Below are 617 nucleotides of genomic sequence, written 5' to 3'. Positions count from 1 at the left end.
GGATAGTCCTCCCGGTGCTCGCGCACCAGACGGACCGCCTTCGCTCGGGTCTCCGGGTCGTACTTGCTCGGCATGACATGCACCTTCCCAAGGAAGGAGGTGCGCATCAAACGCGGGATGGTTCACCACCCCGGATAGCGTGAGTGTGCGAGTCCCCACGTCCCAGGTTCCAACGATCGCGCTACCGTTGGGGGCGACGAAATTGAGGACATCGCCGCTTCGGTAGGCGGAGGTGATAACGATCGTGGCGCTCGACAGGTTGTCCGAGTCGAGATCACCGATATCGACCACAGATACCACCTTCACCGGCGCACCACCCAGCCGGAATATGGAGGCGCCAAGTGTCGTCACGGTCGGAGGTAGACCGATCACCGCCACGGTGGCCGTTCCCGGAACCAGACTCTCCTCGTCAGTGTCATCGGTCACCGACACCGTGATCGAACGCGACAACCCACCCTCAGTCGCGGCGAACGTCACGGCCTTGATCGCGGCCTCGTACTGCTCGATCGTGGCCGCACCCGAGAGCGTCAGTGTTCTGGTGGTCTCGTCCCAGGAGGCGGTGATCGGGTTGCCCTCAATACCGCTGAAGCTCAGCACATCCCCGGAGCGATACGACA

1 pseudogene is annotated in these 617 nt (G+C 62.9%); it reads right to left on the bottom strand.

Annotated features, from left to right (window positions below):
* Positions 1 to 617, bottom strand: a pseudogene (locus tag ACTWP6_RS30425) (hypothetical protein); the annotation flags it as partial.

The organism is Mycobacterium sp. 4D054 (assembly GCF_052245755.1).
In the GTDB taxonomy this organism is placed as follows: Bacteria; Actinomycetota; Actinomycetes; order Mycobacteriales; family Mycobacteriaceae; genus Mycobacterium.
The sequence above is the reverse complement of the archived record's forward strand: the minus strand, read 5'-3'. Positions and strand labels throughout refer to the sequence as shown.